The organism is Nocardia acidivorans NBRC 108247 (genome assembly GCF_001625085.1).
Taxonomy (GTDB): Bacteria; Actinomycetota; Actinomycetes; order Mycobacteriales; family Mycobacteriaceae; genus Nocardia; species Nocardia acidivorans.
The window spans coordinates 22132-47053 of sequence record NZ_BDAW01000038.1; the positions used below are offsets into that span (position 1 = coordinate 22132).

General features: G+C 66.7%; 22 protein-coding genes. 8 read left to right on the forward strand and 14 right to left on the reverse strand.

Translation table 11 applies throughout. The annotated features are described in order from the left end of the window. The first annotated feature begins 66 nt into the window (after positions 1–66). Positions 67–1929 (forward strand): serine/threonine-protein kinase, encoded by a 1863-nt coding sequence (locus NA10_RS21255; protein ID WP_067570662.1) that lies wholly within the window; start codon positions 67–69, stop codon positions 1927–1929. Between the two features lie 7 nt (positions 1930–1936). Continuing rightward, positions 1937–3463 (forward strand): serine/threonine-protein kinase, encoded by a 1527-nt coding sequence (locus tag NA10_RS21260; RefSeq protein ID WP_067570664.1) that lies wholly within the window; start codon positions 1937–1939, stop codon positions 3461–3463. Here the strand turns inward: NA10_RS21260 and NA10_RS21265 are convergent. The 4 genes from NA10_RS21265 to dprE1 form a co-directional block, all read right to left on the reverse strand. After that, positions 3456–5324, reverse strand: coding sequence for a glycosyltransferase family protein (locus NA10_RS21265; RefSeq protein ID WP_245677628.1), 1869 nt, complete (start codon positions 5322–5324; stop codon positions 3456–3458). The genes NA10_RS21260 and NA10_RS21265 overlap by 8 nt on opposite strands. 207 nt (positions 5325–5531) lie before the next feature. Continuing rightward, a complete protein-coding gene (locus NA10_RS21270) occupies positions 5532–7508 on the reverse strand; it encodes a galactan 5-O-arabinofuranosyltransferase (RefSeq protein WP_084515085.1) in 1977 nt (658 codons plus the stop codon). 140 nt (positions 7509–7648) lie between these two features. Next, entirely contained in the window at positions 7649–8410 is a 762-nt protein-coding gene (dprE2, locus tag NA10_RS21275; protein WP_067570666.1) for a decaprenylphospho-beta-D-erythro-pentofuranosid-2-ulose 2-reductase, read from the reverse strand. Further along, entirely contained in the window at positions 8407–9891 is a 1485-nt protein-coding gene (dprE1, locus tag NA10_RS21280; RefSeq protein ID WP_373862396.1) for a decaprenylphosphoryl-beta-D-ribose oxidase, read from the reverse strand. Before dprE1 ends, dprE2 begins: the two co-directional genes overlap by 4 nt. Positions 9892–9956: 65 nt before the next feature. Between dprE1 and NA10_RS21285 the strand changes: the two genes are divergently transcribed. Next, entirely contained in the window at positions 9957–10415 is a 459-nt protein-coding gene (locus NA10_RS21285) for a GtrA family protein (protein ID WP_084515087.1), read from the forward strand. A gap of 40 nt (positions 10416–10455) precedes the next feature. Further along, positions 10456–11193: an SDR family NAD(P)-dependent oxidoreductase gene (locus NA10_RS21290; RefSeq protein WP_067570680.1), complete on the forward strand. Its 738-nt coding sequence runs from the start codon at positions 10456–10458 to the stop codon at positions 11191–11193. Position 11194: 1 nt separating this feature from the next. Here the strand turns inward: NA10_RS21290 and NA10_RS21295 are convergent, their stop codons facing one another. The 6 genes from NA10_RS21295 to NA10_RS21320 form a co-directional block, all read right to left on the reverse strand. Beyond that, entirely contained in the window at positions 11195–11818 is a 624-nt protein-coding gene (locus NA10_RS21295) for a pyridoxamine 5'-phosphate oxidase family protein (RefSeq protein WP_067570682.1), read from the reverse strand. A 262-nt stretch (positions 11819–12080) separates the two neighbouring features. After that, entirely contained in the window at positions 12081–12740 is a 660-nt protein-coding gene (locus tag NA10_RS21300; protein WP_067570684.1) for a Crp/Fnr family transcriptional regulator, read from the reverse strand. A gap of 7 nt (positions 12741–12747) precedes the next feature. Beyond that, a complete protein-coding gene (locus NA10_RS37620) occupies positions 12748–13086 on the reverse strand; it encodes an adenylate/guanylate cyclase domain-containing protein (protein ID WP_067570686.1) in 339 nt (112 codons plus the stop codon). Next, positions 13086–13364 carry a hypothetical protein gene (locus NA10_RS37625; protein WP_169812619.1) on the reverse strand — a complete coding sequence of 93 codons (279 nt, stop codon included), beginning with the start codon at positions 13362–13364 and terminating at the stop codon, positions 13086–13088. Before NA10_RS37625 ends, NA10_RS37620 begins: the two co-directional genes overlap by 1 nt. A gap of 96 nt (positions 13365–13460) precedes the next feature. Beyond that, positions 13461–15785 carry a molybdopterin-dependent oxidoreductase gene (locus tag NA10_RS21315; RefSeq protein WP_084515089.1) on the reverse strand — a complete coding sequence of 775 codons (2325 nt, stop codon included), beginning with the start codon at positions 15783–15785 and terminating at the stop codon, positions 13461–13463. 764 nt (positions 15786–16549) lie between these two features. After that, positions 16550–17047 carry a hypothetical protein gene (locus NA10_RS21320; protein WP_174562541.1) on the reverse strand — a complete coding sequence of 166 codons (498 nt, stop codon included), beginning with the start codon at positions 17045–17047 and terminating at the stop codon, positions 16550–16552. Between the two features lie 339 nt (positions 17048–17386). On the opposite strand from NA10_RS21320, the gene NA10_RS21325 reads away from it, so the two are divergent. Both NA10_RS21325 and NA10_RS21330 read left to right on the forward strand, forming a co-directional pair. Continuing rightward, positions 17387–17971 carry a DUF4282 domain-containing protein gene (locus NA10_RS21325; RefSeq protein WP_067570690.1) on the forward strand — a complete coding sequence of 195 codons (585 nt, stop codon included), beginning with the start codon at positions 17387–17389 and terminating at the stop codon, positions 17969–17971. 40 nt (positions 17972–18011) lie between these two features. Further along, on the forward strand, positions 18012–18884 hold the full coding sequence (locus NA10_RS21330; RefSeq protein WP_067570692.1) for a helix-turn-helix domain-containing protein: 873 nt from the start codon (positions 18012–18014) through the stop codon (positions 18882–18884). Between the two features lie 115 nt (positions 18885–18999). On the opposite strand, the gene NA10_RS21335 is transcribed toward NA10_RS21330, so the two are convergent. After that, a complete protein-coding gene (locus NA10_RS21335; RefSeq protein WP_067570694.1) occupies positions 19000–19401 on the reverse strand; it encodes a MarR family winged helix-turn-helix transcriptional regulator in 402 nt (133 codons plus the stop codon). An 86-nt stretch (positions 19402–19487) separates the two neighbouring features. Here NA10_RS21335 and NA10_RS21340 point away from each other — a divergent pair, with 86 nt between their 5' ends. Next, positions 19488–20954 (forward strand): MFS transporter, encoded by a 1467-nt coding sequence (locus NA10_RS21340; RefSeq protein ID WP_067570775.1) that lies wholly within the window; start codon positions 19488–19490, stop codon positions 20952–20954. Positions 20955–21110: 156 nt separating this feature from the next. On the opposite strand, the gene NA10_RS21345 is transcribed toward NA10_RS21340, so the two are convergent. Next, positions 21111–21677: a dTDP-4-dehydrorhamnose 3,5-epimerase family protein gene (locus NA10_RS21345; protein ID WP_067570696.1), complete on the reverse strand. Its 567-nt coding sequence runs from the start codon at positions 21675–21677 to the stop codon at positions 21111–21113. 2 nt (positions 21678–21679) lie between these two features. Further along, positions 21680–22552: a glucose-1-phosphate thymidylyltransferase RfbA gene (gene rfbA, locus NA10_RS21350; RefSeq protein ID WP_067570698.1), complete on the reverse strand. Its 873-nt coding sequence runs from the start codon at positions 22550–22552 to the stop codon at positions 21680–21682. A 245-nt stretch (positions 22553–22797) separates the two neighbouring features. Between rfbA and NA10_RS21355 the strand changes: the two genes are divergently transcribed. Then, the gene (locus NA10_RS21355; protein ID WP_067570699.1) at positions 22798–23793 is read left to right on the forward strand and encodes an alpha/beta hydrolase; all 996 of its coding nucleotides are present in this window, start codon (positions 22798–22800) and stop codon (positions 23791–23793) included. 68 nt (positions 23794–23861) lie between these two features. Here the strand turns inward: NA10_RS21355 and NA10_RS21360 are convergent, their stop codons facing one another. Further along, positions 23862–24572: a DUF8020 domain-containing protein gene (locus NA10_RS21360; RefSeq protein ID WP_067570700.1), complete on the reverse strand. Its 711-nt coding sequence runs from the start codon at positions 24570–24572 to the stop codon at positions 23862–23864. Positions 24573–24922 lie beyond the last annotated feature (350 nt).

Below are 24922 nucleotides of genomic sequence, written 5' to 3' on the forward strand. Positions count from 1 at the left end.
TCGCCCTTTACGATGGTTGTTATCCGAACTGGGCGAGGGGCCGGGCCGGAAGAATATCGAGGGAGCATGACCGAGCTGCGACCGGGCGAAGTGATCGCCGGGTATGTCGTCGCGCGGCGAATCGGTGCTGGTGGATCGGGCGTCGTCTACGCGGCGCGACATCCACGGCTGCCCAGGTTGACGGCGTTGAAGGTATTGAAACGCGATGACGTCACCCGGGCCGACGAGGTGTGGAAGCGGTTCGAGCGCGAGGCCGATATCGCCGCCCACTTCGATCATCCGAATATCGTGCAGGTGTACGACCGGGGCATCGAGCAGGAGCGCTTCTGGATCTCCATGCAGTACATCGAGGGCACCGATGCCGCTGAGCTGCGCGGGATTTCACCGGATCGGGCGTTGCGGATCGCGGAGGAGATCGGCGGCGCGCTGGACTACGCGCACGGCAAGGGCGTCCTGCATCGCGATGTGAAACCGTCGAACATTCTGATCGCGGACTCCGACAGCGGGCGGCCGGAGCGGGCGCTGCTCACCGATTTCGGGATCGCCCGGCTGCGGGACGAGACCACCGATCTCACCCATCCCGGGCGGATCTCGGCGACCTTCGCTTTCGCCTCACCCGAACAGGTTTCGGGCCAACCGGCCGCTCCGGCATCAGATCAGTACTCACTGGCCTGCACGCTGTTCGTCCTGCTCACCGACCAACGGCCGTTCACCGCCGACAATCTGCTCGGCTGGGTGCACGCGCACACCAGGGGAAAACCGCTACGCGTCAGCGCCGTTCGACCCGATCTGCCCGCCGCCCTGGACACGGTCTTCGCCCGCGCGCTGGCCAAGGATCCGGACGACCGCTACCCCAGCTGCCTGGAATTCGCCGAGGCCGCCACGGCGGCGTACTACTCGGATCCGGAACTGGCGGTGACGGCGCCCGCGCGTGGCGCGGCGATGGTGCGAGCACGAAAGCCACTGGCAAGGCGGCTGTTCCGCAAACCGGTGGTGCTTCCGGTGCTCGCCGCCGTCGTACTCGCGACGGGTGCGGCAGTCCTGTTGTCGAGCACCGGTTCTGAACCTAAGGTCACCGGAAACGGTTCTGTACCAGATGAATTCGTCGGCACCTGGCTCGCCACCGAGGGCCAGACCAACTATCGACTCATCGTGCAGCAGGGCCGGACCGGCGATTCCATCCTGCAGAACCGCGTTGACGGTGTGCTGCCCAATGGCGCGCCCTTCCACTGCGAGTTCGCCGCTCCGCTCGGCCAGGTGCCGTCCGGCGGCGATCGGCTGCTCATCGGCACCTCCGAGATCGTGACCGGTGAACCCGCCAATGCCTGCCGCGCCAACGGACCCACCACGCTCACCCTGCTCTCCGATGGCCGGGTGAGCCGCAAAACCGATGTGAGCGGGCTCATCACGTACACCAGCGCCGATCAGGTGGCGCGCTCCTGGGGCAGCGAATACGCCGCCATCGCACAGGCTTTCCCGAGTCTGGTCGGGCAGTTGGCGACCAATGGCAGCGCGGTGGGCTGGCAGGGCGCGAACTGTCTCGAACGCGATCCCGGCCCGGAGGACGCCGCCCCCACCCGGGGTGCGCACCGGGTGATGTGCAATGCCCAGGACTCCACCGGGCAGGTGCGCTTCGAATTCTTCGACTTCGGCACCCGCCCGGCGCAATCGGTGGGCACGCTGTTCTTCGGCGGGAATTCGCGCGCCGTCCGGGCCAGCCATCAGGATGTGGCCGGGGAGCTGACCGTCACCACCGATAAATCCGTGGATCCGGCCGCCACCACCGATACCGAGGCGCGACACGTGCTCGCCGCGGTCACCTTTCCGGACGGCGATCCGCGATCGCGTTTCGTTTTAGTGCTCCGCTGGCCGGGCCACACCGTCGATAATGAACTCAGCGACTGGCTTTCCCGAGCGCCGCTGAAGTAGGTGCGTCATGGCTGAACTGCGACCCGGCGAGGTGATCGCCGGATACGTCATTCAGCGCAGTGTGGGGGCGGGCGGCTCCGGCACCGTTTATGCGGCCCGCCATCCCCGCCTGCCCCGGCTCGCCGCCATCAAGGTGATGGGCAATGGCGGGGTGAACGCCGACGCCGAGGCGTGGCGCCGCTTCGAACGCGAGGCCGATATCACCGCCCGCTTCGACCATCCCAATATCGTGGCCGTCTACGACACCGGGGAGGACGCCGGGCGACTGTGGATCTCCATGCAGTACATCGACGGCAATGACGCCGACGCCCTGCGCGCCACCCGACCCGAACGCGCCCTGCGCATCGGCAGCGGGGTGGCCTCGGCCCTGGACTACGCGCACGGCAAGGGCGTGCTGCATCGCGATGTGAAACCGTCGAATATCCTGCTCTCCCCGGCCGAGGACGGGCGGGCGGAGCGAGCGCTGTTGACGGACTTCGGGATTGCCCGGCTGCGCGATGAATCCACCCATCTCACCCGGACCGGGGATGTGGCGGCCACCTTCGCCTACGCCTCACCCGAGCAGGTCTCCGGTGCGCCGCTGGATCCGCGCACCGATCAATACTCGCTGGCCTGCACACTTTTCGTACTGCTCACCGGGCATCGGCCGTATATGGCCAGGGATCTGGCGGGCTGGGTGCTCGCACACACCCGGATTCCGCCGCTGCGCATCACCCAGGTCCGGCCCGATCTGCCGCGGGCGCTGGACTTCGTCTTCGATCGGGCGCTGGCCAAGAATCCGGAGTATCGCTTCGCCGGGTGCGCCGATTTCGTGGATGCCGCGTGGACCGCCCTGTCCGGACCGCCGACCGGCGATCCACTGCCGTATATCAGTGCGCCCCGGCCGATTCCGGCGGTCGACCCCTCGCGCATGAAGACCACCGTGCGTGCCTCGGGACTCGCGCCCGCCCGTGAGCCCGATCCGGCCCCGCCACCGGCTCCGGCACGCGGTAACTCACGCCTGCTGGCCGGAGTCCTCGGCGGTGCGGTCGCGATCCTGCTCGCCGGGGGCGGATTCCTGCTGGCGTATCAACTGGAGAGCAGCGGAAGCACTTCCGGCGCACCGGTTTCGGCGATCGTTCAGCCCGCCGCCACCGGACCGTCCGGGATCTCCAGCGCACCGATACAGCAGGCCACACCACCGGCCACCACGGCGGCGGCCGTGCCGGCCGGGTGGATCCCGGCGGGATTCCTCGGTGAATGGACCGGCAGCAGCGATCAGAACAATGACGACTATCGGCTCTCCATCGGTCAGGGTGAGGTCAATCAGGTCGTGGAAACCTCGACGGTCTACCGCAATGGAACCCTGGTGTGCGCCTTCGACTATCGACTGATCGCGGTGTCCGCCGGCGAGGTCACCGTCGGCAATGGCGTCACCACCAGCGGCGGTGCCAACTGCCACCCGCAGGCCACCCAGGTCCTGCGCCTGACCGGCGGCCAACTGATCCGCGACCTCGATATCAGCGGTCACGTCACCTACAACCGCGTCAGCTGACCAGTCCGCGCACCTCCCAGAGCCACACGCCGTCGACGCGTCGCGCCGGGAAGCCGAGCAGCTGATCCACCGTCATCCGCAGCGCGTCGGCATTGTCGGTGGGCGGCAACACCATCACATCGGCCTGCCAGTACCGCAGATCCGCGAGTGCCTGTGCCCGCGCGGCGTCGTCGATGACCGGGACCTTGTTGTCGTGCTGCGCCTTGATCAGCAGGCTCGCGGTGGGGCGATCGTCCGGACCGTAGCGGCCCTTCTTCTCGGTGCCGGTGGGTCCGACGAAATAGCCTCCGGCGAGCGGGAATTCGAAGTCGGCGGCGGTCTGCCACTGGAGGGCGCGGGCGTCCGGAGCGGTGGGCGGGGGTGTGATCACCACCGAACCGTGCGAAACGTATTGCCGCACCGTGCCATCCGCGAAGAAGGCCGGGGTGGCCGGGCGCTGCACCACCGGCAGGACGGTGGGGGTGAGCGGCAGCAGGGCCAGGGTCATGGCGGCGAACCAGGCCAGTGGCCGCCAGTCGGTGGCCGAGACGCGCCAATACTCCAGGGCGCGTTGGGTTCCCATGGCGAGCATGATGGCGATGGCGGGAATGGCGGCCATGGTGAACCGCGATTCCAGCACCGAATTGAGCAGCGGAACTTCCTCGAACCAGTGCCAGGGCATGGTGATTCCGGTGTCGCGCTTACCGATCAGCAGGGTGGAGCCCAGCGACAGCACCGAACCCGCCACGATCACGGTGACGGCGGCCCGCACCACGCGTTCGCGCCACATGAACACCGCGGTCATGAGCACCAGCAGCAGGAGCGGCCAGCCGAAGTAGGAGTTCTCCTCGGTGGGATTGATCGCCACGTTCTGCCCGTGCTGGAGCACCCCGCCGAGCGATTCGGACGGGAATTGGAACAGCGCCTTGAGGTCGTTCTGCATCGGCCCGTGGTCGATGGAGCGGTAGGACTGCGGTCCGAAGAACTGCCACCACAGCGGAATCTCGGTGAGGGCCAGGGTGATTCCCGCGGCCAGCAACACCGTCGGCAGGACGGTGCGCAGCGCGAGCAGTCCGGCGCGCGGGGTGTGCAGGTAATACACGAAGGCGAAGACGGCGAAGGCGAGCGCGAAGATCAGCAGCGGCTCCTCGCCCAGTGCGATCTGCAGGGCGACCAGCAGGCCCAGGACGAAGGCGTCGCGCAGCCGCCGCGCCCTGCGGACCTCCTCCGATGCGTGCATATGCCGGGCGACCCGGATGAGCTGGAGTGCGATGAGCGGAAGCAGGGCCAGCACGACGAAGTTCGGGTGCGCGTTGGCGTGCGAGATCATGGCGGGCGCGAAACCGCAGAACAGGCCACCCACGGCGGCGGCGAGTTTCGAGTCGACCAATTCCCGGGAGAACAGCCAGTACCAGGCGAAGGCGGTGCCGAACAGGCCGAGGGTGAGCACCAGGACGAAGGTGACGGTCGGCCCGAACAGCAGGGTGACGGGGGTGAGCGGGACGCCGACGCCGAACATGGCGGTATTGGCCATCATGTTCACGCCGTCCGGATAGTTCTGCAGGACGGTGCCGAGCGGATTCTCCAGATGCGCGATCTTGTTGGCGGTGACCGCGAAGAACCACTCCCACATGGTCTGGTCCTGACCGCTCTTGATCAGGTAGCCGCGATCGGTGTGCAGCCACTGGCCGGACAGCACCAGTACGGCGAGACCGAGGTATCCGGTGGCGACGATCAGGTCGGCGCGCGCAGCGCGCAGCCGGTGCGCGACACGCTGTCGGTGAGTGCGCTCCGGGGCAACAGTTTTCGGTACTGTTCGGTCTAGAACCGCTACCGCGGCTCGGTCCGCGATAGTCCGGTCGGTATCCCACCCCTGTGCCACGCGATAACTCCTCTTGCCTTCACAATCAGCGGCCCACGCTACCGGGTAGCGCTGAGATTGTGCTGGCAAGTGCATGAGTTATCCACAGAAAAGGGTGTTCATCCACAGGTTTCGGGGCACTTCTGTGCATAAGTGACGCTTGTCTCGAGTCCGAATCGAGACATAGCCGTGGGCCGCATCACAATGCACAGCCCACGGCTATAACGCTCAGGGGTGCACCACAACCAGGGTGAACGGCCCGATATCGGTAGCCCGGAAGTGCCCGTCCTCGAACAGTGATGCCGGGAACGTCACCGTATAGCGCTTCACATTCGGATCATTCGGATACACGTCCTCGGAGAGGCGCAGCGTGTACTGGTCCCCGGAGCGCCGGAACAGGAACGCGTCGGGGGCGCGCCAGGGGGAGTGCGCCAGCGCGTCCAGCAACTCCCGCGGTGTCTTCAGCCGGCTCCACCGCTTGATCTCCGCGGACCGCGCCGCGAAATCGGCGAGCGGATTCGCGTAATGCGAAGTGAGCGCCTGGAATCCGTAGTACGGGTAGATCGCCAGGAAGGTGGTGTCCGCGGTCAGCACCACACTCTGATCCCGCGGCCGCCCGGTCTGCTCCAGCAGCGCGGCATCGATCGCCCGGTAATGCGAGACCGCCGAGGGCTGGCGCCTATCGGCCCGCTCCCCATTGCCGTCGGTATCGGTGTACGCGGTGGTGATCTCATTGGCCAGCACATGCGGAATCTGCTGACTGAACGCGATCGCCCCGATCACCGCGATCACCCCCGCCGCCAACCGCATTCGCGACGGCTCGTTCAACACCTGGTAGACCGCCCGCGCTCCCTCCACGAACCCGAACGCACCCGCCGCCGCGAGCAGGGCGTACAGGATCGGCTCCAGCCGGAAGGAGAGCATTGTGGTCCCGGCGGCGGTGGCCGTCATGGACAGCAGGCACCAGAGATAGATGGCGATCACGCCGATGGCCAAAGTCTGTGCGCGCCGCGAACTCCCGACCCGCAGCACCAGCCACACCGTGCCGAGCAGGCAGAACACGCCGGGCAGCGAGAATTCGAACATGGGCAGCGGCAATTGCGACCCGCCATCGGGCAGGTAATGGAAGGCGGTGCCGGACTTGGGGATGGTGCCGCCGAGCATTTTCAACAGGAACGGGAACCAGACGGTCAGCGCCAGCAGGCCCGCGATGACGCCCGCGACGATGAGCCGCAGCAGAATCGGCCACACCGTTCGCCAGCGTCCGGGCACCGCGGCCCCGGCGTTCGCCCGATGCCGTTGCGCCCGTACCGCTTTACCGCGCTCACGCAGCGCGAGGGCGGCGGCGACCACGGCCATGAGGCAGACCGCGAAGACCGCCACGCCGAAATAGAGCGTGTAGAGCATGGCCGCCACACCCAGGAAGAGCCCGGTCCCCAGCACCGCGCCCCAGCCACCGGCGGTCGCGGCGGCGGGTTCTCCGGGTCGGTACAGCGCACCCCAGGCCAGCACCAGCGCGGGCGCGAACAGTAGGACCAGCGGCGCGCTGTATGCCTCGGGCGACCCGTAGGCCAGCGTGACGGCGGTGGTGGCGGCCGCCACGGCGACGGCCCAATCGGCGCGAATCAGCTTGGACCACAGCACAACCGCGATCACCGCCGTGACCGCGAGCCCGATGATGGCGAACGGCTTGAACGCCTCCCACCCGGCCATCCCGGTCAGATTCGCGAATCGTCCTCCGACCCAGAACCATCCGCCCGGATAGAACGGCGGCAGGTCGATGTAGTTCATATCGTGCAGCGCCGAACTGTCGGTCAACCGCGTCAAATACTGCGTCCGAAACTCCTGATCCACGGAGATCCCGAACAGATACAGCTTGGTAGCCGCCAGCGGCATCCCCAGCGTGACCGTCACGAACCCCGAAATCCCCACCCAGGAAAGCAGTTTCGCCAGCGCCGGCCACCTGCCCATCCGCACCAGCACAATCGCCCCCACCAGCAAGGCCAGCGCGACCACCTGCCCCACGGTCGTCAATGCCCGAGTCACATGGGAGGAATTGAACGCGGGCCACTGCACCGTCCCGAAGGCCGCCAGCCCCACCCCGGCGACCGCCGCCGCGACCACGGCCGCCAGCACGCCCTCCCCGAGCGCACCCCCGGCCCGCCGCACCAGCACTGCCCCCCGGCCGCCCGCTTCCTCGCTCATTCCCACTCCGCCTCCGGGTTCGCTTGCATGGACCAGGTCACCCTAACCAGCGGCGCGTGCCGGCATCGGTCGCGGCCCACGTGTCGAATGACAAACGAGCGGTGACCGTCGCGGTCACCGCTCGTTATTGTCGCTATTGCCTAGACGGGCAGTTTGCGGAAGATGGGGCGCGGGATGTGGCGCAGCACCATCATGATGTAGCGGAAAGTGCCCGGGGCCCAGACGATTTCCTTACCCTTCTCGGAGGCGGCGACCGCGAGGGCGGCGACGTCTTCCTTGTCGACCGTGAGGGGGGCTTCCTTCACGTGGGCCGACATGCGGGTGCGGACCTGGCCGGGGCGGATGACCGTGACGCGCGGGCCGTGCGGGCGCAGTGCCTCGCCGAGGCCCAGGTAGAAGCCGTCCAGGCCGGCCTTGGTGGAGCCGTAGACGAAGTTGGAGCGGCGGACGCGCTCACCGGCGACCGAGCTCATGGCGATGATGCGGCCGTAACCCTGGGCCTTCATCTTCTCGCCGAGCAGGACGCCGACCGAGACGGCGGCGGTGTAGTTCAGCTCGCAGGCGATGACGGCCTTGCGCTGGTCCTGCCACAGTTCCTCGGCATCGCCGAGCATGCCGAAGGCGACAATGGCGATATCCACATCGCCGTGCGCCCAGGCGGCCTCGATGACCTTGGGGTGCGAGTCCATCTCCAGGGCGTCGAAGTCGATGACCTCGACCTCGGAGGCGCCGGCCGACTTCATCTGCGCGACAGCCTCTTCGCGCAGCGGATCACCGGGCAGCGCCGCCAGAATGATCCGCGCGGGACCCTTCTTCAGGTACTCCGAGCAGATCGCGAGACCGATCTCGGAGGTGCCGCCCAGCAGCAGAATGGACTGCGGATTCCCTACCGCATTGATCACTGAAGCTCCAGCCTTCGCGCCATATCGGACATGAAAACGCCTGTGGGATCGACACTGCGGCGGATCTTGATCCACTCGTCGATCCGGGGGTACATCTTGTGGAAGGTCTCGGCGGTGGTGCGCGAGTCCTTCGCGGTGTAGAGCCGCCCGCCGAACTCGGTGACCCGGCGGTCCAGATCGGTGACGAGCTCATTGAGCCCGGCCCGGATCGGGAAGTCGACGCAGATGTTCCAGCCCGGCATGGGGAAGCTCAACGGCGCGGGATTACCCGGGCCGAACAGCTTGAAAACATTGAGCGCCGAATAGTGCCCGGACGCCTGGATATCGATGATGATCTTCTTGAATTCATCGACGGCCTCGGTCGGCACCACGAACTGGTACTGAAGAAAACCGGCCGGACCGTACGCCCGATTCCACTCCGCGATCATGTCGAGGGGGTGGTAGAACTGCGTCAGGTTCTGGATCTTGCCGGTGTAATTGCCGCCCATGGCGTAGTACGCCTCGCCGACCGAACCGAGGGTCAGCTTGTTCGCGGTGAAGCTCGGGAAGATATTCGGCACCGTGAGCAACTGCGGCGCATCGAATTTCAGCGGATTGCGCTGCTTCTTCGCGGGCAGCTCGTCCAGCTTGGCCAGTCGGCCGCGAGTGATGGTGGCGCGCCCCAACTTCGGCAGCGGATTCATCACATCGAACCAGGCGCTGGAGTAGGTGTAGTTCGCCTCACTGCCGTCGCTGTGCGCGGCGATGGTCTCGTCCAGCGTGCTGGTCTTGACACCGTCATTGATGAAGTAGGCGGTCTCCGTCGGCACCATTTCGATGGTGGCGCGCAGGATGATGCCGGTCAGGCCGTTACCGCCGACGGTGGCCCAGAACAGCTTCGCGTTCTTCTTCGGCCCGATGGTGGAGACCTTGCCATCGGCGGTGAGCAGGTCGATGGACCGCACGTGATTGCCGAAGGAACCCTCGGAGTGATGGTTCTTACCGTGGATATCGGAGGCGATGGCGCCGCCGATGGTCACCTGCCGGGTGCCCGGCAGCACCGGAACCCACAGCCCGAAGGGCAGCGCCGCCTTCATGAGCTGATCCAGGCTGACACCGCCGTCCACATCGACCAGACGGGAATCGCGGTCGATACGGTGGATGCGGTTCAGCGCCGGCATATTGATGACGAGGCCGCCGGAGTTCTGCGCGTGGTCGCCGTACGAGCGGCCCAGGCCGCGCGCGATGACGCCTCGGCGTAGGTGCGCGGGCTTGGAGTCGTTGTCTTGCGCGACCATGGCGACCGCCTTGACGATCAGCTCCGGGTCGGCGGTCGACAGAACTTCAGACGTGGTGGCTGCGGTGCGACCCCAACCGGTCAGGCGGCGGGTCTGCGTCGGCAGTTCATAGGAACCGTTCGATGCTGCGTCCGCACCCTCGCTCGCCGATTTCGTCTCGGCAGCGGCCGTGGTGGTGGTCTGAGCTTTCGTGGACATCGGGATAGAGGCTACAGGCATAACCGTCTCGAGGCTTGTGTCCTGCATCCCGGGCGATACCCTCATGCCTTGTGACCGCGGAACCCCATCTGCCCCTGCCGCCCGAGCTGCCCCTCGTCGACGAGCCGGGCGGTACGGACGTCGATCTGAAGACTCAGATCATCCGCTTCGGTCTGACCGGCGGCTTCTCCGCCGTCGTCGACTACGGCCTCTACACCCTGCTCTTCCAGCTGTTCGGCCTACCGCTGCCGGTCTCGAAGTCGATCAGTTTCATCGCGGGCACCACCACCGCCTACCTGATCAACCGCCGCTGGACCTTCAAGGCCGAACCCAGCCGCAGCCGCTTCATCGCGGTCGTCATCCTCTACGCGGTGACCTTCGCCATCCAGGTCGGCATCAATCAGATCTGCTACTACGCGCTTCCCGATCACACCTGGTGGCGCATGCCGCTGGCCTTCTGCGTAGCCCAGGGCACCGCCACCGTGATCAACTTCATCGTGCAGCGCACCGTCATTTTCAAGATCAAGTAGCTGCGGACCGTGGCAGTCTGGCCACCATGGTGATCGAGGGATGAGCCGCGGCGTACTGGTGACCGGAGCCTCGCGGGGAATCGGGCGCGCGGTCGCGGCCGCGTTCGCCGCGGACGGCGAGCGGGTGGCGGTGCACTATTCGCGCCGGCGGGATGAGGCCGAGCGCACCCTGGCCGCACTATCCGGCGCGGGCCACGTGCTGATCGGCGGCGATATCGCCACGCCGGAGGGCGCGCAGGCGGTGGTGGCGACCGCCGTCGAGGCGCTCGGCGGAGTGGATGTGCTGGTCAACAATGCCGCGGTGAATCTGGCGCAGCCCGTGGCGGAGATCTCCTACGCCGACTGGCAGCGGGTGTGGCGCGAGACCGTCGATGTGAACCTGGTTGGGACCGCGAATGTGTCATTCCTGGTGGCGCGGAACATGATCGAGCGTGGAGTACCGGGCCGGATAGTGAATATCGGATCACGCGGGGCGTACCGCGGCGAACCCGATCATGTGGCCTACGGCGCGACCAAGGCGGGGGTGCAGGCGCTCGCGCAGTCACTCGCGGTCGCGCTGGCACCCTACGGTATCGGTGTCGCGGCGGTGGCCCCCGGATTCGTGGCCACCGAGCGGGTGGCGGAGCGGGTGACCGATGCGGTGAAGGGGCAGAGCCCGTTCGGACGGGTGGCCGAGCCGCACGAGATCGCCGCCGCGGTGCGCTATCTCGCGTCGGTGGAGGCGATCTGGAGTTCGGGGACCGTGCTGGATGCGAACGGCGCCTCGTACCTGCGCTGACTCAGTAGTCGACGAGGGCGCGGGATTCGGCCTCGGCCCTGGTGCGGAAATAGTCGCCGCCCTTGGCCCGCACATTGTCGGTGCCCCACTGGACGGTTTCGCGCTGGGCGGGGACCAGGTGCGGGATGTGTTTGCGGCAGTGGATGTATGCCTCCTCCACATCGACCACCACCCAGCGTTCGGGTTGGCGGCCGCGCACATCGGGCGGGAGATCCGCGACGCAGCGGCGCATGAGAGAGTCGTCGACTATCCGGGCGGTGCCGTTGATGTGCAGGCCGATGAGGTCCTGGACGAAATCGATGAGCAGGATGCCGATATGCGGGTTCTCCAGCATATTTCCCAGGCTGGCCAGCACGCCGTTGCCGCGGTATTCGGGATAGGCGAGCGTGCGGTCGTCGATGACGTGCAGGAATCCGGGTTTTCCGGCGCGGAAGCTGTTGTCGCATTCGCCGTGTTTGTCGGCGGTGGCGATGAACGCCATATCCATTCGGCCGATGAATTCGATCATCTGGCGGTTCAGTCGATTTCGGACCTGATCGGAGTAGAAGCGCTCTGCCCGGTCCTGAGTCCCGTAGCGTTCCTGTAGTTCCCGCTCGCCGTCGCTGCCGTTTCTGATACCGGGCATCGTGCACCCCCAGTGGTAGCTGAATACCGGATGGAAGAGGCTTGGCCACGGAGCTCGGCCATCCGAAATCCTATACGGTTTAACTATTTTGGTGTGGCGAATGCGTGAACCGGCAGATCCGCGCTGGTGGGAGCGGATCGACTGATGCCGGGACAAACCTTCTCGTCCGACGATCCTCCCAAGCGGAACTAATCGGTAGGGCCATTGGTCCCATAGCCATCGGGATGCTGTCAGCCCGCCTTGGCGCGAAGCGCCGAAATGGTCAGGCGCGCCGCCGCGGCAATCGCGCGCGATCGAGCACCAGCACCGAGCCCCGCCCCAACCGCACCACGCCCTGATCCTCCAACGCGCGCAACACCTTATTGGCGGTGGCGCGCGTGGTTCCGGCCATGGAGGCCAGGTCCTCCTGGGTGAGTTGGATGACCGCGGGCTTACCGTCCCCGTTCCCGTACACATCGGCCAGATGCGCCAGTCGATGCAGCACCCGCGTCTCCACCGGCAGGTACAGCGCCTCCAGCACCGCCGCTGAGAGTCGGCGCACCTGTGCCGCGAGGGATGTGGTGAGAAACCGCTCCACCTGCGGATGTTCGCGCCGCAACTGCTCCAGTTGCGTGCGGTTCAGGGTGAGCGTCTCCCCGTCGGTGACCGCCACGATGGTCGCCGTGCGCCGTGCCTGCGGACTCAACAGCGCCTGCTCGCCGAACATCTCGCCCGGACCGAGAATGGTGAGGGTGGCCGAATTCCCCAGCGGCGTGGTGATCCGCACGACGAACCGCCCGGACAGGATCAGGTGCACGCAATCACCGGGATCGCCCTCGTGGCAGACGATATCGCGGCGCCGGAAGCGCCTGGGCGTGCACGCCGCGATGAACTCCCGCTTCTCGGTGGGTGAAAGACCTTCCAGCAGTTCGAATTCCGCCATCACTCCCTCACCGCGGTCCGATCAGCCGATAAACCGTCACCGGCCGACTCTTGCCCTTGATATCGAAGTCGCCGAGATTGCGCACCTGCGCCCGATCGCCCAGCCGCTCCCGGATCAGCGGCCCCACCGCCACCGTGCCCGGTTCGGCCAGACCCTCCGGTTGCGCGGCGAGATTGGTGGCGTCGCCGATGGCGGTGAAATTCCGCATCTCGCGCGCGCCCACATTGCCCACGATCGCCGGACCGGTGTTCACACCCACCCGGAACAGCGGCCACTCCAGCGCGCCCGGACCCGCGACCCGCGGAATCCCGATGGTGTCACCGGTGCCGCACCTGTTCGCGTTCATCACCCCAGAAAACCCGAATTCGATTGGAACACCGGCGAAACCAGGATCAACCGCATATCCCGGTGCACGCGGGCGGCACGCAGCGGCAGGATCGCCACGCCCAGCGAGAGCACCGCCGCGCCGCGGATCAGCCAGAAGTGCATTCCGCCGTGCATATACATGTGATTCAGGTCCGGATACGTGACGAGCAGCCATAATCCGGCCGCGGGAAATGCCCCATGCACCGCCCACCGCCCGATCCGTACCGGCGGGACACCACGTGCCGAGACCGTCGTCACCGTGTCCCCCGCCTCGCGCATCACCGATATGCATGTCCGTCACCAGGTTTCACAATGTGCCCGCCTCATATCGGCGCTACCGCCCGCGCTCGGCGCTCAGGCGGGTGTGAGCGTCACCGGGACACCGTTGAACACGGCATTTCCGGAGGGTGCGTCCACCAGCGAATCATCGGTCAGCGCATTGGCATTCACGCCCGCGTGCGCCCGCGCCACCGTCTGCTCGGAGTCGCCGTGTCCCCAGCCGTGGGGCAGGCTCACCACGCCCGGCATGATGTCCTCGGTCGGCTCCAACTCCACCGTGAGCGCCCCGGCCGCGGACTTGACCACCGCGTGCCCGTCCAGCCCCAACCGGTTCAAGTCGTCCGGATGGATATGCAGGGTGCACCGGTTCGACCCGCCCACCAGCGGCGGAACATTGTGCAGCCAACTGTTGTTGGAGCGCAGCTGCCGCCGCCCGACCAGCACCATCGCGGGTGCGTCGTCACCCAGCCGCTCATGCAGCCGCGCCACATCCGCCAGCAATGCCTCCGGCGCCAACTCCACCCGCGCGGACGCGGTCAGCAACAACCCCGGTAGCCGCGGTCGCAACGGCCCGAGATCCAACCCGTGCGGATTGTCCAGCAGCACTTGCAGATTCAGCCCGCCGCGGGTTCCCTCGCCAGCGACACCGACTTCGGCGGCAGTATCCGCCGCACCGATTTCGGTGGCTGTTTCCGCGGCACCGACTTCGGCGGCAGTACCCACCCCGTCATCCCGGCGTGCTTGTGGCCGGGATCCACCCTCGGCGGCCCATTCCCCGTAGGGCCCGAGTCGCAGCATCAGGTCGATGCGCTGCTCGGTGCTGTTCTCGCCCAGCAAATCTCCGCGCCGATCAGCCATCCCGGCCTTGTGCAGGGTTCCCGCGATCACGAATTCGTCCACGGCCGCAAGCGGATCCACCCCCGGCTGCGCCTCCTGCCCGGTGATGGCCAGGGCGAGCCGCGCCATGATCTCGGACTCGGACAGCTGATCCGCGCCCAGCGGCAGCAGCGGCCGCGAGTAGCGCGCGTAATTGCGCACCGCGAAATTCAACAGCGCGAAATCGTAGTGCGGTGACTGCAGAATGCGCGGCGGCGGCAGGATCACATCGGCATAGCGCGTGGTCTCGTTGAGATAGCGGTCCACGCTCACCATGAACTCCAGGCTCGCGAAGGCATCGGCCAGCCGCGGCCCGCTCGGCGCGGACAGCACCGGATTGCCCGCGACCGTCACCATGGCGCGAATCCGTCCGTCACCGGGGGTGAGGATCTCATCCGCGAGCGTCGCCACCGGCAGTTCGCCCATGGCCTCGGGCAGGCCGCGCACCCGGCTGTTCCAGCGCCCGAGCCGAAAGGCCCGGGTGCGCACGATGCCGAGTGCGGCCCCGTTGGCGAACATGGCCCCGCCGGGTGCGTCCAGGTTCCCGGTGAGCACATTGATCACATCGACCAGCCACTGTGTCACCGTGCCGAACTCGGCGGTACAGGTACCGATGCGCGCGTAGACGGCGGCGGTGGCCGCACCGGCGAGCTCGCGTGCCAGCCGCACCACGGTCTCGGCGGGCACCCCGGTGCGTGCGGCCACCACCTCCGGGGTGAAAGGCGCTGCGGCGGTGCGCACTTGCTCGAGTCCGCGCACCGGCACCCGCACCGTATCCAGGCCCTCCGCGAACAGGGTGCGCACAATCCCGAACAGCAGGTACGCGTCACTGCCGGGCCGTACGAACAGATGCTCGTCGGCGAGTTTGGCGGTGCGGGTGCGCCGCGGATCCACCACCACGAACTTCCCGCCGCGCTGCTGCAGCGCCTTCAATCGGCCCGGGAAATCCGGTGCGGTGCACAGCGATCCATTGGACTCCAGCGGATTCGCGCCCAGCATGAGCAGATAGTCGGTGCGATCCAGATCCGGCACCGCCACGGTGAGCGGATCGCCGAACATGAGCCCCGAGGACACCTGCTTGGGCATCTGATCGGCGGTGCTGGCGGAGAACAGGTTCCGAGTGGCCAGCGCCCGAATCAGGATCGGCACGTACAGCGCCCCCGCCAGGGTGTGCGCATTGGGATTGCCCAGATACAGCCCGGCCGACTGATTTCCGTACGCGCCGGTGACCTGCGGCATCCGCTCCCGAATGATCCCGAAGGCCTCGGCCCAGCTCGCCGCCCGCCAGGTATCGGTGGCGCGATCGCGAATCATGGGCGCGGTCAGCCGATCCGGATCCTCGTCGAGCTGCCCGAGCGTCGCGCCCTTGGGACAGATGAAACCGCGACTGAACGGATCGGCCTTGTCACCGCGTACCGCCGTGACATGGCCCTGAGCGTCCAGGGTGATCTCCAGCCCGCACACCGCCTCGCAGAGCGGGCAGGTGCGCGGCAGTGTCCGCGGGGCATTCGTGGCGGGGGTCATACCTCATCATCGCCCCGGGGCCGCACAACGGAAACAGCAAAGCGTCAACTTGGCGTCAAGTGTGGGTGTCGGATAAGCGACACACCGCGCGGATGGGCGCGGACAGACGCCCGTCCCCGCCGCGACCACGCTTGTCACATGCGGTTTTTGGAGCGAGAACAAGCACTCGAGGCCCTGCGCGCCGCCTGGGCGGAGCTGGCCGCGCGCACCGGCGATGTGGTGGTGCTCAGCGTCGGCGGTGAATCGGGCCTGTTCATCCGCCCGCCCGACGCACCGCCGCCCGCCCCGGCCGCGACCCCGCGCGGTCCCCGGTCTCACCGGCCGCCAGCAGGATGTGCTGGACCTCGCTGCGCGGACCCGACCAATGCCGAGAGCGCCGAATACCTCGTACCGTCCGTCCGCACCGTCGACCACCACGTCTCGGCCATCCTGCGCCGGCTGGGCGTGCACAATCGCCGCGTGGCGCGGGCCAAGGTCCTCGATGAGGCAGCGCCTCTGCGATCGGGCCATCACCGCCGTCCCAGAGCGATACTCCCGCACCTCAATACGAAAGTTCGCGGCCCGCCCCGGTTCTGGACCGACTGGAGCGGAGGAGCGGAGGGAGGGAAGGTTCGGGGTCACCAGGACCGCGAACCGCCGCGGCGAAGCGGACGCAAATTGGACACAGCAAAACCGCGGATGCCGGGGTGCATCCGCGGTTTCTCGGGTTATAGCTATGAGCCACTGGAGGAGGTGCTTATCGCCTGGGGCGCAGCATCTTCCCTTCAGGAGGCGATACGGGCCACCTGCGGCTTCTTGGCGCCTTTGGCCGCCGCGCGGACCGCCGCGGCGATGGCGACGACCGGCGGGACCCAGCGGGCCTCATGCGGCGCGACGCCCCAGCAGGCCGAGCCGTCGAACAGCTGGGTCGGCGGCAGCGGGATGCCCGCGCCGTCGGTGTGCACGATGACACCCGCCGCGCGCAGCGCCTCGATGGCCATGGCGGCCTTGCGCAGGCCGGTGACCAGGTGGATCTCGCGGCGCTCGGTGCCCGGGATCTCGATGACCGGACCGGTCAGGTCGTTGGCCCGCAGGTAGCGGCGGACGAAGGCGGCGGTCTCACCCGTCACCTCGATGCCCGACAGGTTCTCATCGGTGACCAGGCTGATGCCGTTGGCCGTTTCGGCGACCGTCCATCCACGCTCGGTGTACTCCTGCGCAGAGGCGGCCAGTGCTGCCGCCATAACGGAAGACGAAAACGTCGTACGCACTGGTTTCTCCATTCCCCGGTAGATCTATGTCCTGCTCTGTGCGAGGTATCGGAACGAGTCGCCCGCTCCGTTACAGCTTCTTTTTCCTCCGTCACGGTTTTTCCCTCCAAAAGAGACGGCTTGTCGTTGTAACTGGCACTGCCGTGCCTGTGTCACAAAAGCGACAGAACGGGCGGAGGGGCCCGCTGCCTGCGAAGACAGCGTCAAGAGAGCTATCGGCGGCGCGACCTCGATTCGTACTGTCCGCGCGCGGAAGTGTTCTAGAACACATTGTTTCGATCTGTCCCGCCGCGGGGATTGCGATGAGACTTCGCAGGGTCGAAAAGATCTGCGGGAGAGGAGATCGGCGGCATGACCGACCAATCGAACGGGAAGACGGCCGAACTCGACGAGCTGGAGGTCGAGGAGTTCGAGATCGGACGGTGGGCCGCCTTCAAGGATTCCGCGACCCGGCGGATGACCCGCAGGCTGGAGCAGGAAACGGCCGCCGAGCAGGAGCCGGTCGAACCCTTCGCCAGCCCAAGCGCTTTCGGCTCCTGGAGTGTGGACGCGGCCAAGGCGCTACTGGATGTGCAGTTCCACCGCGCGGCCACCCGCACCCTGCTGCCGCTGGCCTATCTATTGGGCCTGGCAGGCGCTTTCGCGATTCCGATCGTGGGAACCTTAGGGCTGTGGCGGGTTTCGGCCTGGCTGGGCGTGGCATTCGCGATCTTCTTCGCTATTCCCTTGGCGCTCACCATCGCCGCGGTGGTGCGCCTGCTGCTCGAGTTCGTTCTCAACGCCTCACGATTGGCAAGCCGTGTGGAGCACATCGCCGAGATGGGCGACGATCTGTTCCAGGCGCTCTCGGATGTGGCCGAACCGGTCAATCAATTGTCGGAAGACGTTCGCGCCGTGCAGTTCTGGCGCTTCGGGAGGCGGTCACAGCGCAGGTAATTGTGCAACAATGCGAGCGCAAGACTCGTAAGGGGGAGGGATGGCATTACCGCAGGGGATCACCGGATCCACCATGCCGCGGCGGCAACTCGGCCGTCACCTGCGCGACCTGCGCAATCGCGCCCGGATGACCACTCGGGTGGCAGCACAGCGGCTGGAATGGTCCGAAGCGAAGATTTGGCGCATCGAAACCGGACAAACCTCACTGCGCAGCCTCGATGTCGAGGCCATGTGCCGCATCTACGGCGCGCCCGAGGACGCGATCGAACCGCTCACCGCCCTGGCCCGGGAAACCAAGGCGCGGGGCTGGTGGACCGAGTACGGCGATGTGATCGACGAGGGGTACGAGGTCTATATCGGGTTGGAGGAGGCCGCGGCGCGACTCACCACCTACGAAAACGAGTTGGTGCCAGGGCTTTTGCAGACCGAGGCGTATATGCGCGCGGTGCTGTCGGGGGCGAACCCGGGTATCTCGGCCGAGCAGATGGACCGCCGCGTGCGGGTCCGCACCGCCCGGCAATCACTGCTGACCCGCGAGGAATCGCCGGTGCAGCTCGATGTGATCATTTCCGAAGCGGTGCTGTGGCATCGCATCGGCGGCGATGAGGTGACCATCGGACAGCTGGACAAGCTGCGCAAATTCGGTGAACTGCCGAATGTGCGGCTGCGGCTGCTGCCCGCGGACTGCGGGTATCACCACGGTATGGACGCCGGGCGCTTCGTGCTGCTCGAATTCCCTTCCGCCGCAAACGAACAGACCGAACCGCCGGTGGTCTACGTGGAGGCGCTCACCGGTGCGTCCTATCTGGACAAGGAACATGATGTGGAGCGTTACCGCGAAGCCTTCGCGGCGGCGGCGGCCATCGCGGTGGACGCGCTCCCGATGATCGAGACCATTCGCGCCACGGTGTAGCGAACCCTCCGTCAACCCGGAGCGCCGAATACTCGTCATCCCGGCGCGCTGCGGCCGGGATCCACAGCGGCACAGTGGATCCCGGCCAAAAACATGCCCGGGATGACGGGGCGGGCTATTGGCTGAGCGACTGCTCCAGCACCTCGCGATGCGTGGGGGCCGCCTCCGCGTGTAGTTCACGCCCCTTGTCGGTGAGGCAGACGAAGATCGCGCGGCGGTCGTATTCGCAGAGGCTGCGACTGACCAGTCCATCGCGTTCGAGTCGGGCGACCGCGCGGGAGAGCGCGCTCTGACTCAAATGGATGTCATGGGCCAGATCGGCCATTTTGTAGCTCTCGGCACCGGCGTCCATGAGTCGGTCGAGGGTTTCGAATTCGCTGAGCCCGAGATGGTGGCGGCCTTGCAATTCCTTCTCGAGGGCGCAGGAGGTCGTCGCATGCCGGGCCAGTAGATCGCGCCACTGCTCCACCAGAGCGTTGGGAACGACCTGGTCGACAGTCTTTGTCGCCTTCGGCATGCCGCCATCCTAGTGTGCCCGCGCAACCCATGCAACCGCATTTAATGTGTAGACAACTTATGTGCGTGCATGTACTGTCCTCTCTCGTGACTTCCACAGACCTACGCCCCGCGGTGAGCACCGCGGCGGACTCCACCCAGTGGACGCTCCGGCTCTGGGGCATGCTCATCACCCTGTGCATCGTGCTGTTCCTCGACGGCCTGGACGTGTCGATGATCGGCGTCGCCCTCCCGTCCATCGGCACCGAACTCGACCTCGGCACCTCCACCCTGCAGTGGCTGGTCAGCGGATACGTCCTCGGCTACGGCGGCCTGCTGCTGCTGGGCGGGCGCACCGCGGATCTGCTCGGCCGTCGCAAGGTCTTCCTGATCGCACTGGCCGTCTTCGCCGTCGCCTCCCTGGCGGGCGCACTGGTCAGCTCCGGTCCACTGCTGATCCTGACCCGATTCATCAAGGGTCTGGCCGCCGCCTTCACCGCGCCGACCGGACTGTCCATCATCACCACGAATTTCGCCGAGGGCCCGGCCCGCAACAAGGCGCTGTCCATTTACACCGTGTTCGGCGCGGGCGGCTACTCCATGGGCCTGCTCTTCGGCGGACTCATGACCGGCCTAGGCTGGCGCTGGACCTTCCTGCTGCCTTTCCCGGTCGCCATCGCAGCCCTGATCGCGGCCTTCTACCTGGTGCCCAAGGATGAGCCCGCCGAAGAGGGCGGCCACGATCTGCTCGGCGCGCTGCTGTCCACCTCGGGCATGCTGCTGCTGGTCTACACCGTGGTCTCGGCCCCGGAGGCCGGATGGGCCTCGGCCCGCACCATCATCTCGTTCGTCGTGGTCGCCGCGCTCTTCGCCGGTTTCGTCGCGGTCGAGAAGCGGGTGCGCTACCCCCTGGTGCGCCTGGGCATCCTGAAGAAGCCCACGCTGTGGCGGGCCAGCCTGGCCATCATCGCGGTGGCGGGATCCTTCTTCAGCTGGCAGTTCATCACCACGCTGTACCTGCAGGACACCCTCGGCTGGTCGCCGCTGAAGCTGTCGCTGGCGCTGCTGCCGGTGGGCCTGCTGGTGGTCGCCTCCGCGTTCGTCTCGGACAGGCTGGTCGATCGCTTCGGCACCGGCCCGATCATCGCGGTCACCATGGTGATCATGGCCATCGGCTACCTGATGTACCTGCGCATCGACACCGCCCCCGCCTACCTGACGGTGCTGCTGCCCGCCGTACTGCTGGTCGGCATCGGCTGGGTCGGCTTCCCCGCCATCAATATTCAGGCCACCAGCGGTATCGACGACGACGAACAGGGTCTGGCCGCGGGCGTGCTCCAGACCGCCATGCAGGTCGGTGCGGCCATCGTGCTCGCGGTGACCACCGCGATCATCTCCTCCGGATCGCATACCGACACCAGCCCCGCCGCGGCGCTCGACAACTACCGTCCCGGACTGCAATTCGCCGCCGGTGTCGCCATTGTCGGTGCGCTGGTAGCCCTCACGGCCTACCTGCCCAAGCGCAAGGCCCGCAAGAACGCCGAAGCGGAGCGGGAGGTCGCGCTGGTCGGCTGACAATCCACGCCGGGCCGCGCCCGCCGCTTACGCGGGCGACGCTCGGCCGACCGAAAGACGCTGGGGCGCACCGTATTACACGGTGCGCCCCAGTTGCATATCAAAGCCGGCCCGTGATCCCGGCATGCATTCGGGCCGGGATCCACCTGGTTCGGATCAGTGCGGCAGTTTGAGATCAGCCAGTCGTGGCGCGGCCGCGTCCTTGGGTGATCGCGTGAAGCTCAACGGCTTGCCGTAGCGATCCACCGCCGGCCAGTCGATACCCAGGTCCGGATCGAAAGCGTCCAGATCCCGGTCGAATTCGGGTGAGTACTCCAGCGAGCACAGGTAGATGACGGTCGAATCGTCCTCGAGTGCGAGCAGAGCGTGCCCGAGCCCCTCGGCGAGAAATACCGACTTGCGCTCCACATCGTCGATGACGACGCTGTCCCACTGCCCGAAGGTCGGCGATCCGGCCCGCAGATCCACCACCACATCCAGGAACGCCCCGCGCACACAGGTGACGTACTTGGCCTGGCCCGGCGGATCCTCGGTGTAGTGGATACCGCGCAGCACCCCGGCCGCCGAGGTCGAGGTATTGACCTGCAGCAGCTCGAACGAGCGCCCCACGATCTTCTCGAACTCCGAGGATTTGAAGGTCTCGGCGAAGACCCCGCGCTCGTCACCATGCAGGGCCGGGGTGAATTCCCAGGCGCCCGGAATGGCCATTTCCCGAATCCGCATACTCAATCGTCTCGTCCCTGTTCCAGCAGGCGCAGCAGGTAGGCCCCGTAACCGGAGCGCACCAGCGGCCGGGCGGCCGCGTCCAATTGCTCGTCGTCGATGAAACCCATACGCCAGGCCACCTCCTCGGGTACCCCGATCTTCAGGCCCTGGCGCTCCTCGATGGTACGGACGTAGTTCGCCGCGTCCAGCAGCGAATCGAAGGTGCCGGTATCGAGCCAGGCGGTGCCGCGGCGCAGCACCTCCACATTCAATCGGCCCTGTTCGAGATAGGCGCGATTGATATCGGTGATCTCGTATTCACCGCGATCGGAGGGCTTCAGCTCGCGCGCGATGGCCAGCACGTCGTTGTCGTAGAAGTACAGCCCCGGGATCGCGTAGTTCGAGCGCGGCACCTTGGGTTTCTCCTCGATGGAAATGGCCTTGCCCCCGGCGAATTCGACCACGCCGTACGCGGTCGGATCCGAGACCCGGTAGGCGAAGACCGCACCGCCGTCCACCCGCGCGTACTTGCGCAGGTCGGTGCCCAGGCCGGGACCATGGAAGATGTTGTCGCCCAGGACGAGTGCGGCCGGGTCATTGCCGATGTGGTTCGCGCCCAGCACGAAGGCGCGGGCCAGCCCGTCCGGCTCCGGCTGGACGACATAGCTGAGATTGAGTCCGAATTGGCTGCCGTCACCGAGCAGGCGGGTGAACGCCGACATGTCCTCGGGCGTGGTGATGACCAGGATGTCCCGAATACCCGCCAGCATGAGCGTGGAGAGCGGGTAGTACACCATCGGCTTGTCGTAGACGGGGACCAGTTGTTTGCTCACCCCGCGCGTGATCGGGTGCAGACGCGACCCGGTGCCCCCGGCCAGGATGATTCCACGCATGTCACGAGAGTCTGCCAGTTCCGTCGCGAACGAGAGCGGGGAGGTTCCGACTGCGCGGCGAAACCATCACAACCGTTTGCGGCCATACCGTTACGGCGATATCTGTTGCGTAGGTCACGTTCCCATGGTGTTCTGAAACGACGCTATGTGAGATGTCAGCGCCGACTCTCCCGCGCCGGGTACCCGAGCCCTCCTCCGGTCACCGGACGAACGGCTCGGCGCGCCAACAACGAGGTAGGTGCGCAATGGCGAGTACCCGCAAAGACCATGCCGATGCTCCGGTGATCAATCCCGACAGTGTGAGCGTCTACGCGCGCACCCTCGAAGTGGCCTGCCGCAATACGATTCGGCCCGCCGGGGAGTACATGACCCTCAGCGAAGGGGCCATGCCGATCGTCAGCGGCGTCATCAATACCCTCGCCAGACTGCGCCCCGCGCCCCGCGGCGTCGAACGGGAACAGGTGCGGCTCAACGGCTTCCGCATGGAGATCGTGCGCCCCGCCGGCACCCGCAGCTCGATGAGCGACGGCGTCGTCATGTACATGCACGGCGGCGGCTTCTTCCTGTGCGGACTCGACACGCACCGGCCCGTGGTGGCCGCCATCGCCCGGCGCACCGGTATGCCCGTGGTGAGCGTGGAGTACCGGCAGCTGCCCCGGACCGATATCGCCGGTTCGGTCGCGGACTGCCTGACCGCGTACCGCTGGCTGCTCGCGCACGGCGTGCCCGCCTCGCGCATCGTCTTCGCCGGCGACTCCGCGGGCGGCTATATGACCTTCGCGACCGCGCTGCGCGCCCGCGATACCGGACTGCCGGTACCCGCCGGGCTCGTCGGGCTGTGTCCCGCACTGGATCTGGACTGCACCGAGAAGCGCGCGCACCCGAACTACCGGCGCGATCCGCTGATCCCGCTCTCGGCCTTGGAGGCGGTGGTCAAGCTCGGCGCCGAGGTGAACGGCCACCTGGACCCGCAGCTGTCCCCGGTCAACAATCCGCTCGCCGGTCTGCCGCCCGCACTGCTCATCGTCGCCGAGGACGAGGTGCTGCGCCGGGACAGCGAGATCATGGCGCAGCGGCTGGCCCAGGCGGGCGTACCGGCCACCCTGGAGATCTGGCGGGGGCAGGTGCACGCCTTCATGGCCATCTTCCCGAGCATGCCGGAGAGCCGGGCCGCGCTGGCGCATGTGGCCCAATTCGTCCGCGCCCGAATCGAATCCGCGCAGGTCGCGCAGACCGCCTGAGCGGTCCCGCGGACGACGAATCCCCCGCCCGGATACCGGGCGGGGGATTCGTTTGTGCGGCAGTCGAATTACTTGGCCGGGGCCGGGTTGATCGACGGCTGGTTGATGGTGGAGAAGTACTGGATCGCGGCCAGGATGGCGACCGGAGCGGTCACGAAGATCTGGCCGGCCAGGGTGCCCAGGAAGCCGACGGCCGCGGCACCGGCGATGCAGCCACCGATACCACCGGCGGCAGCGCCGAACATCAGGGACAGGGCGCCGGTCAGAGCGGCACCGGCGACGGCGCCACCGATGCAGCCCAGGGCCGCGCCACCGATGCCACCGACCAGGGTGCCGATGGTGGCGCCCATGGAGATGGTGTCCTTCAGGCGGTTCCAGGCGGCCTGCTCACGGTCGTAGTCGCTCTTCCAGGGAGCAACGTTCTCGTAGGGCAGGGCGACCGGCTTGTAGACGGCCTTGTCGAGGCTGAACTCGGGGGTCAGCGTCGCGGTGTGATCGGAGATCTCAGCGGCGATGGGGAACTGGAAGTCATCCACCCGGAAGTTGAGCTCGGTACCGGCGACCGTGGTGCCGTTGGCAGCCTTGATCTTGAAGACGCCGTCCTCGACGACCATGGAACCGGCATCGGTCCGGATGATCGTGTTGGTCTCGGAGTTGGTGGAGGTGTAGTTAATCACGTCGGCGTCGGCCGTCGCGGGTGCCGCGTTGACGGTACCGGCGGTGATGCCCATCGCGGCGATCAGCAGCGCCGACGTGGCGGCGAATTTCCTCATCAGCATTTTTTCTCAGAACCTCATCGGAAGAGCTCGGGGGGACACGGAGAATCGAAATCCAGGTCAGCTAACGCGCGGTGAACCGGTCGTGACTGTTTGTTCAAATTGTGTTCACTTCCGTGGTCGCGCGGTTCGTCAGCTTCTGGAAATGCGCTGCGTAAGTAAGGTTTTCGGCAGTGCTTCCCATCGCCTGGTTCGTTACCGGATGGTCTCTTTGTGGCGAAGGTCACAGCCTTCGCTGGGGAAACCGGAATGATCCTGACCCGAAAATCCCGGAGAGTCCACAAAAATGCGACTTTCCGTATGAACGTACGACTTTCAGTTCGATAATTTGTTTCCTTCTCGTGTCTTATTCC